Here is a 7,315-nt window from a genome sequence, read left to right on the forward strand (position 1 = left end):
TTGACTCCCTGTCTACCATCACACCCTCTCCAGCAACCGATCCGCCTGCGCTCTGGCCTCAGGCGTGATTTCCGCCCCCGAGAGCATGCGGGCGATCTCTTCCTTGCGGTCGGCGTCATCGAGCAGGCGGACGCCGGTGCGCGCGACGGTGCCGTCGCTGGTCTTGGCGATCAGCAGATGGTGCGCGCCGCGCGCGGCGACCTGGGGCGAGTGGGTGACGACCAGCAGCTGCGTGGTGCGCGCGAGCCGCGCCAGCCGCTCGCCGATGGCAGAAGCCACCGCGCCGCCGACGCCGCGGTCGATCTCGTCGAAGATCATTGTCTCCGCCCCGCCCTGCTCGGCCAGCGCCACCTTGAGTGCCAGGATGAACCGCGAGAGCTCGCCACCCGAGGCGATCTTCATCAACGGCGCAAAATCGCTGCCGGGGTTGGTCGAGATCAGGAACTCGACATGGTCCATTCCCGATGGCCCCCAGCGCGACTCATCGAGCGGATCGACCAGGGTGCGGAAGCGTGCGGCATCGAGCTTGAGCGGGATCAGCTCGCCCTGCACCGCCTTGTCGAGCGCCTTGCCCGCCTTGGTCCGCGCGGCGCTCAGCGCCTCGGCGGCAGCGACATACGCCGCCTTGGCGGCATGGCGCGCGGTGTCGAGCGCGGTCAGGTTCGCCCCACCCGATTCGAGCGCGGCCCAATCCGCCTGCATCTGCGCGAGCAGATCGGGCAGCGCATCGCCCGCGACGTTGTGCTTGCGGGCGAGCGCGCGAAGATCGAACAGGCGGCGCTCCATCTCGTCGAGCCGCACCGAATCATAAGTCAGCGCCTCGGATGCCGCGCGCAATTTGGCCTCGGCATCGTCCGCTTCGATCACCGAACGGTCGAGCGCCTCGAGCGCCTCGCCCAGCAACGGATGCTCCTCGGCGATCCGGTCGAGCTTGCGCGCCGCGCCGCGCAGCTGCGCCAGCGCGCCCTTCGATCCCTCGAAGGTGGCGAAAAGATCGGCGATGTCGCCCGACAGCCGCTCGCCCTTCTGCATCGCCGCGCGATCACCCGCGAGCTCGGCCTCTTCGCCCGGCTGCGGCATGAACGCGGTAAGTTCGGCCAGATTGTGCTCGAGCAGGTCACGGTCGCGCAAAGCGGTGTCGATCGCGGCATTGGCATCGGCAAAAGCGCGCTCGGCCGCCTGCCAGCCGCGCCACGCCGCCGCCACGCCCGCGACATCGCATCGTCCGAAGCTGTCGAGCAGGTCGCGGTGCCCCTTGGGGTTGATCAGCCCGCGATCGTCGTGCTGGCCGTGAATTTCCACCAGTTGCACGCCCAGGTCGCGCAGCAGCCCGGCCGACACCGGCTGATCGTTGACGAACGCGCGGCTGCCGCCATCGGCGCGCACTTGCCGCCGGATCAGCAAAGGCTCGCCCGGCTCCTGCGTGATGTCGTTGTCCGAAAGGATCGCGGCCACCGCCTGATGGCCCGCGACATCGAACCCGGCGATCACCAGCGCGCGCTCGGCCCCCTGCCGCACCAGCCCGCTGTCGGCGCGCGCGCCCATCGCCAGGCCCAGCGCATCGAGCAGGATCGACTTGCCCGCGCCGGTCTCTCCGGTCAGCACGCCGAGGCCACCATGAAAATCCAGGTCGAGCGCTTCGATCAGCACCAGGTCACGAATGGCAAGCGACAGCAGCATGGACCATGCTTTAGAACATACAGGGGACAGGTGGGAACAGCTATTTGGGGGGTATCGATCGCCCGTAGCATCGCAACGGGCAGACCGATTCGACACAACCGTCATTGACTTGTCATCGATCCGCCCATAGCGCCCAAAATTCAGGGGTGGCACGTGCGAAGGATGACTGCGCGATCATGATGAGCTACCCGTTCGCTGCATCCATCGGAACCGCACAATGAGCCTTGCTGGCTTTACGCTGGCGCTCGTGCTGACAGGCACCCCGCTGGCTCCCACCGACGCAGACCTGTCGCAGATCGTCGCCACCGAGCAGGTCGGCAGCACGGCCGTTGCGCCGTCGCCAGCACAGCCCGCCACTCTGCCGCCATGCCCGCAGGGCGCGGCCCTGCCATCCGCGCCGCCTGCGCCGCTGGCGCCCGGAGAACAGCCGCCCGAGCCCGCGCCAGCCGAACAGGATGCGATCGTCGTCACCGCGCGATCCGATTCGGAACCGGGCGACCCGATGGTGCAGCTCAACGCCCAATCCTATGAAGTCGTGCAGGATGTCGATGAAGCGCTCGTCGGCCCGGTGGCGATGGCCTACAAGGACGCGATCCCCAAGCCGATCCGCCACGGCCTGCGCAATTTTCTGCGCAACCTGACCGAGCCCATCGTGGCGCTCAATTTCCTGCTGCAATTGAAGCCCGGCAGGGCAGCCGAAACCGTGGGGCGGTTCGCGGTTAACACCTCTCTGGGCATCGGCGGGCTGTTCGATATCGCCAAGCGCGATCCGTTCAAGCTGCCCTATCGCCGCAACGGCTTTGCCAACACTTTGGGCTATTATGGCGTCGAGCCGGGCGCCTATCTGTTCCTGCCGCTGATCGGCCCGAGCACGATCCGCGATCTGGTCGGCGGGACGATCGACGGGTTGCTGCTGCCCACCGTGGTCGGCGCGCCGTTCAACGATATCAAGTTCACCCTGCCCGCCGCGACGCTGAGCGCGCTGCAGGGCCGCATCCAGATCGACGAGCAATTGAACGCGCTGCGCAACCAGAGCAACGACCCTTATATCGACGCGCGCGACTTCTATCTCAAGCGCCGCCAGGCGGAAATCGATGCACTGAAGGGCCGCAATGCGTATCCCGATGGCGACCTGCCGTTCGTCAACCCGGGCACCGGTGGCCCGGTGGTGGTGCCGGTGACGCCGATCGTGCCGATGGCACCGGGGGTGAATTGCGTGCCGGCAGGTGGGTTCTGAAGCGGCGGGCTGCGGCGGGCATCTACAACACCCGCTCAGCCTGAGCCTGTCAAAGGCCCCGTGCCTGCAATGGCCTTCAACGCACCACTGTTTTCCGGCGAAAGCCGGAATCCAGGGCGATTGCAGTGCCATCCCGCCCCTGGGCTCCGGCTTTCGCCGGAGAACGACGTAGCATCATCCTGCCAACGTCAGAGCGGGGCCTTCGACAGGCTCAGGCTGAGCGGATGTGGGCAACGGCTCTTAGTGCTTGCGCCTTCAAGTCAGATAGAAACTCGACATGGCTATTAGCCAATTTCCGCATCAAGCAGCTTCTGCATCTTCTTCGTCATCTTATCATACGCTTCCTCCTTGCGGTCCAAGGAGATGAGCCAGATAAATCCCAAAAGCGATGCAAGCAAAATGATAGCCAAGGCCCACTTCACGATTATGTAGGTAGTGGGTGAGGCTATATTCGGTGGTGCAGACTGCAGCAGTTTCATGCCACCAAAAAACATCCCAAAGCCCAGCAAAACAGGTGTGAACATCAAGGCGAGCAAAAATCCAAACCCGGGAATGGCTCTGCCGGTCACGGTTGTACCATGCGCTTGAGCCTGTAACCTCAGAATGAGTTTCGGGTCTGTCGCTTGATTGAGCCAGGAAAAAAGATCCAGGCCAATAAAGGCATAGTTTCCGAGGATGTATCCCGAGAGCCGCTCAGACAGAAGCGTTCGGGATGTGCGGCTGAAGCGGACATGCAGCCGCTTCTTGCAGTCACTCACCGACAAGGCTGTCGTGAGCCGAACAGGCCGCCCCAACAACCTCAGCTTGATGACCGGCCAATTCACGCCCCCTGCAACAACCCTTCTTTCGCGATCCGCTCCTTCCACACGAGCGGGGCGAGCTGGTGGACGTTGTTGCCTTCGCTGTCGACCGCGACAGTGACCGGGAAGTCGCTGACCTCGAACTCGTAGATCGCCTCCATCCCCAGATCGTGGAAGCCGACGACCTCCGAGCCCTTGATCGCGCGCGCCACCAGATACGCAGCGCCGCCGACCGCCATCAGGTATGCGCTCTTGTGGTCGCGGATCGCCTCGACCGCGGCAGGGCCACGCTCGGCCTTGCCGACCATCGCGAGCAGGCCTTGCTCCAGCATCATCCGGGTGAACTTGTCCATCCGGGTCGCCGTAGTTGGCCCTGCGGGGCCGACGATTTCCTCACCCACCGGATCGACCGGGCCGACATAATAGATCACGCGGCCGCGGAACTCGACCGGCAGCGGCTCGCCACGGCTGAGCATGTCCTGGATGCGCTTGTGCGCCGCGTCGCGCCCGGTGAGCATCTTGCCGTTGAGCAGCAGCCGGTCGCCCTGCTTCCAGCTCTGCACCACCTCCGGCGTCAGGTTATCCAGATCGACGCGGATCGCGGCCTTGTCGGGGGTCCAGTTGACATCGGGCCATTCGCTGAGCTTGGGCGCCTCGAGATACGCCGGGCCCGAGCCGTCCAATGAGAAATGCGCGTGGCGCGTCGCGGCGCAATTGGGGATCATCGCCACCGGCTTGCCCGCGGCATGGCACGGCGCATCCATGATCTTGACGTCGAGAATGGTCGAAAGCCCGCCCAGCCCCTGCGCGCCGATGCCCAGCGCATTGACCTTGTCGAAGATCTCGATCCGCATCGCCTCGATATCGGTCTTCGGTCCGCGCGCCTTGAGCGGCCCCATGTCGATCGGGTCCATCAGCGCCTTCTTGGCGAGCAGCACCGCATGCTCCGCGGTGCCGCCGATCCCGATGCCGAGCATTCCCGGCGGACACCAGCCCGCGCCCATCTGCGGGATCATCTCGAGCACCCAGTCGACGATGTTGTCGCTGGGGTTCATCATCTTGAACTTGGACTTGTTCTCGCTGCCGCCACCCTTGGCCGCGACATCGACATGCACGTGATGGCCCGGCACCATCTCGACGTGCAGCACGCACGGCGTGTTGTCCTTGGTGTTGCGGCGGGTGAAGGCAGGGTCGGCGAGCACCGAGGCGCGCAGCTTGTTCTCCGGGTGAAGGTACGCGCGGCGCACACCTTCATCGACGATCTCCTGCAGCGACTTGGCCGTATCGTCCATCCGGCAGTCCATGCCCCATTTGACGAACACGTTGACGATGCCGGTGTCCTGGCAGATCGGGCGGTGGCCCTCGGCGCACATCCGGCTGTTGGTCAGGATCTGCGCGATCGCATCCTTGGCGGCGGGCGATTGCTCGGCCTCATACGCCTCGCCCAGCGCACGGATATAATCCATCGGGTGATAGTAACTGATGAACTGCAGCGCGTCGGCGACGCTCTCGATCAGATCGGCTGCGCGGATTGTCACGGTCATTTGCATTCCCCCGGATGGTGGACGCGCGCTGCTGGCGCGGATGAAGTGCGACCGTCTCTATTGTGCCTGCCACGCTATCGCAAGGTGGGGGCGGAGGGAATGCGGTTCGATGAAATCTGCGCTCCCGCATCATCCGACGCCGGCAAGATTCTGCGTCTGGCACGGCATGCTGGCAAAAATGCTGTGCACTAGCCTGTGGAGAGGAAATTTTCCGCGCTGGGCAATTGCACCCTTGCGCTTTGGCAGACCGGCTTTTGACCACGCGTCGCGCCGGGTCGCAGGGTCGCGCCAGCGACGAGACGAATCTCACGCGCGACGAATGGTGAGGCCGATTAACCATTTACCCCCTTGCGCCCATATCAGGATGCGGCACTATAGGTTGTGGGGTTCACAGACGGGGCATACCAATCAGTGTGGTAGCGAGGATAGCGGGCACAGCGATGTGATCTGCCGTCAAGGGGTTTTTGACCCTTTTTCTGGCGACTGTTGGGGATAAGTTTTCCCCCGCCAACCCCTGCAAGATGCTATACGGGACGCTTGCGCCCCGAGTCGAACATTTGCGGAACAAAGTTCTGCACAACGAGGGTACGGGGCGCTATGGATTTCAGAGATACGGGCAAGGGCAACGCAGGCGATATGGGTGAATCAGATGTACTGGAAGCAGCCGACAAGGCAGGAACGGCAACACCGGCGCGCGCAGACGCAAGGTTGGCGGGTGGCGAATGCAGCTCTGCCGAAATGGCGCTGATCGCCATGGCTGCAACTCAGGCCGCTGCGGCCCTGCCCGCCGACGTGCGCGACAGCAAGACCGTCGAAGCGCGCCGGTTCACCGTCGTCACCGACAACAGCCGCGATGCGCTGCTCACCGATTTCGGCAAGGAAACGCTCGAGGACCGCTATCTGCTGCCCGGCGAGAATTATCAGGACCTGTTCGCGCGCGTCGCCGATGCCTATGCCGACGATCAAGAGCACGCCCAGCGGCTCTACGAATACATTTCCAAGCTGTGGTTCATGCCCGCAACCCCGGTGCTGTCGAACGGCGGCACGGGTCGCGGTCTGCCGATCTCGTGCTATCTCAACAGCGTCGATGACAGCCTCGAGGGCATCGTCAACACCTGGAACGAGAACGTCTGGCTGGCCTCGCGCGGCGGCGGCATCGGCACCTATTGGGGCAATGTCCGCGGCATCGGCGAGCCTGTCGGCCTCAATGGCAAGACCAGCGGCATCATTCCGTTCGTGCGCGTGATGGATTCGCTGACGCTTGCGATCAGCCAAGGCTCGCTCCGGCGCGGCTCGGCAGCGTGCTATCTCGACGTCTCGCACCCCGAGATCGAGGAGTTCCTCGAAATCCGCAAGGCGTCCGGCGACTTCAACCGCAAGGCATTGAACCTCCACCACGGCGTGCTGCTGACCGACAAGTTCATGGAAGCGGTGCGCGATGGCGCGGACTTCGACCTCGTCAGCCCCAAGGACGGCAGCGTCCGCAACACGGTCAACGCGCGCGCGCTGTTCCAGAAGCTGGTCGAAACGCGGCTGGCCACCGGCGAGCCGTACATCGTGTTCAATGACACCGTGAACCGGATGATGCCCAAGCATCACCGCGAACTCGGCCTCAAGGTTTCGACCTCGAACCTGTGCAGCGAGATCACTTTGCCCACGGGACGCGATCACCTGGGCAACGACCGCACTGCAGTGTGCTGCCTGTCGTCGCTCAACATCGAAACCTGGGACCAGTGGCACGACGACAAGCTCTTCATCGAGGATATCATGCGTTTCCTCGACAACGTGCTGCAGGACTATATCGACCGCGCCCCGCCCGAAATGGCGCGCGCCCGCTACAGCGCAATGCGCGAGCGTTCGGTCGGCATGGGCGTGATGGGCTTCCACTCGTTCCTGCAGGCGCGCGGCCTCGGCTTTGAATCCGCGCTCGCCAAGTCGTGGAACATGAAGATCTTCAAGCACATCGCGGCCAAGGCGTCCGAAGCCTCGATGATGCTCGCGCACGAACGCGGCCCCTGCCCCGATGCCGCCGATCAGGGCGTGATGGAGCGCTT

Annotated in this window: 5 protein-coding genes; 2 read left to right on the forward strand and 3 right to left on the reverse strand. The window is 64.3% G+C overall.

Features of this window, described 5'->3' with window-relative positions:
- Nucleotides 1–18: 18 nt before the first annotated feature.
- Nucleotides 19–1,680: a DNA repair protein RecN gene (gene recN, locus ACK4R0_RS10335; RefSeq protein ID WP_409673843.1), complete on the reverse strand. Its 1,662-nt coding sequence runs from the start codon at nt 1,678–1,680 to the stop codon at nt 19–21.
- Between the two features lie 217 nt (nt 1,681–1,897).
- On the opposite strand from recN, the gene ACK4R0_RS10340 reads away from it, so the two are divergent.
- A complete protein-coding gene (locus tag ACK4R0_RS10340) occupies nt 1,898–2,917 on the forward strand; it encodes a VacJ family lipoprotein (RefSeq protein WP_409673844.1) in 1,020 nt (339 codons plus the stop codon).
- Nucleotides 2,918–3,201: 284 nt separating this feature from the next.
- Here ACK4R0_RS10340 and ACK4R0_RS10345 read toward each other — a convergent pair whose 3' ends face one another.
- Both ACK4R0_RS10345 and ACK4R0_RS10350 read right to left on the reverse strand, forming a co-directional pair.
- Complete coding sequence (locus ACK4R0_RS10345; protein ID WP_409673845.1) at nt 3,202–3,741, reverse strand: hypothetical protein; 540 nt, start codon at nt 3,739–3,741, stop codon at nt 3,202–3,204.
- The gene (locus ACK4R0_RS10350) at nt 3,738–5,261 is read right to left on the reverse strand and encodes a fumarate hydratase (protein WP_409673846.1); all 1,524 of its coding nucleotides are present in this window, start codon (nt 5,259–5,261) and stop codon (nt 3,738–3,740) included. Before ACK4R0_RS10350 ends, ACK4R0_RS10345 begins: the two co-directional genes overlap by 4 nt.
- A gap of 597 nt (nt 5,262–5,858) precedes the next feature.
- On the opposite strand from ACK4R0_RS10350, the gene ACK4R0_RS10355 reads away from it, so the two are divergent.
- Nucleotides 5,859–7,315, forward strand: a 1,457-nt coding sequence (locus ACK4R0_RS10355) for a ribonucleoside-diphosphate reductase subunit alpha (RefSeq protein ID WP_409673847.1), incomplete at its 3' end; no start/stop codon positions are given.

It is taken from the genome of Blastomonas sp. (assembly GCF_046294995.1).
In the GTDB taxonomy this organism is placed as follows: domain Bacteria; phylum Pseudomonadota; class Alphaproteobacteria; order Sphingomonadales; family Sphingomonadaceae; genus Blastomonas.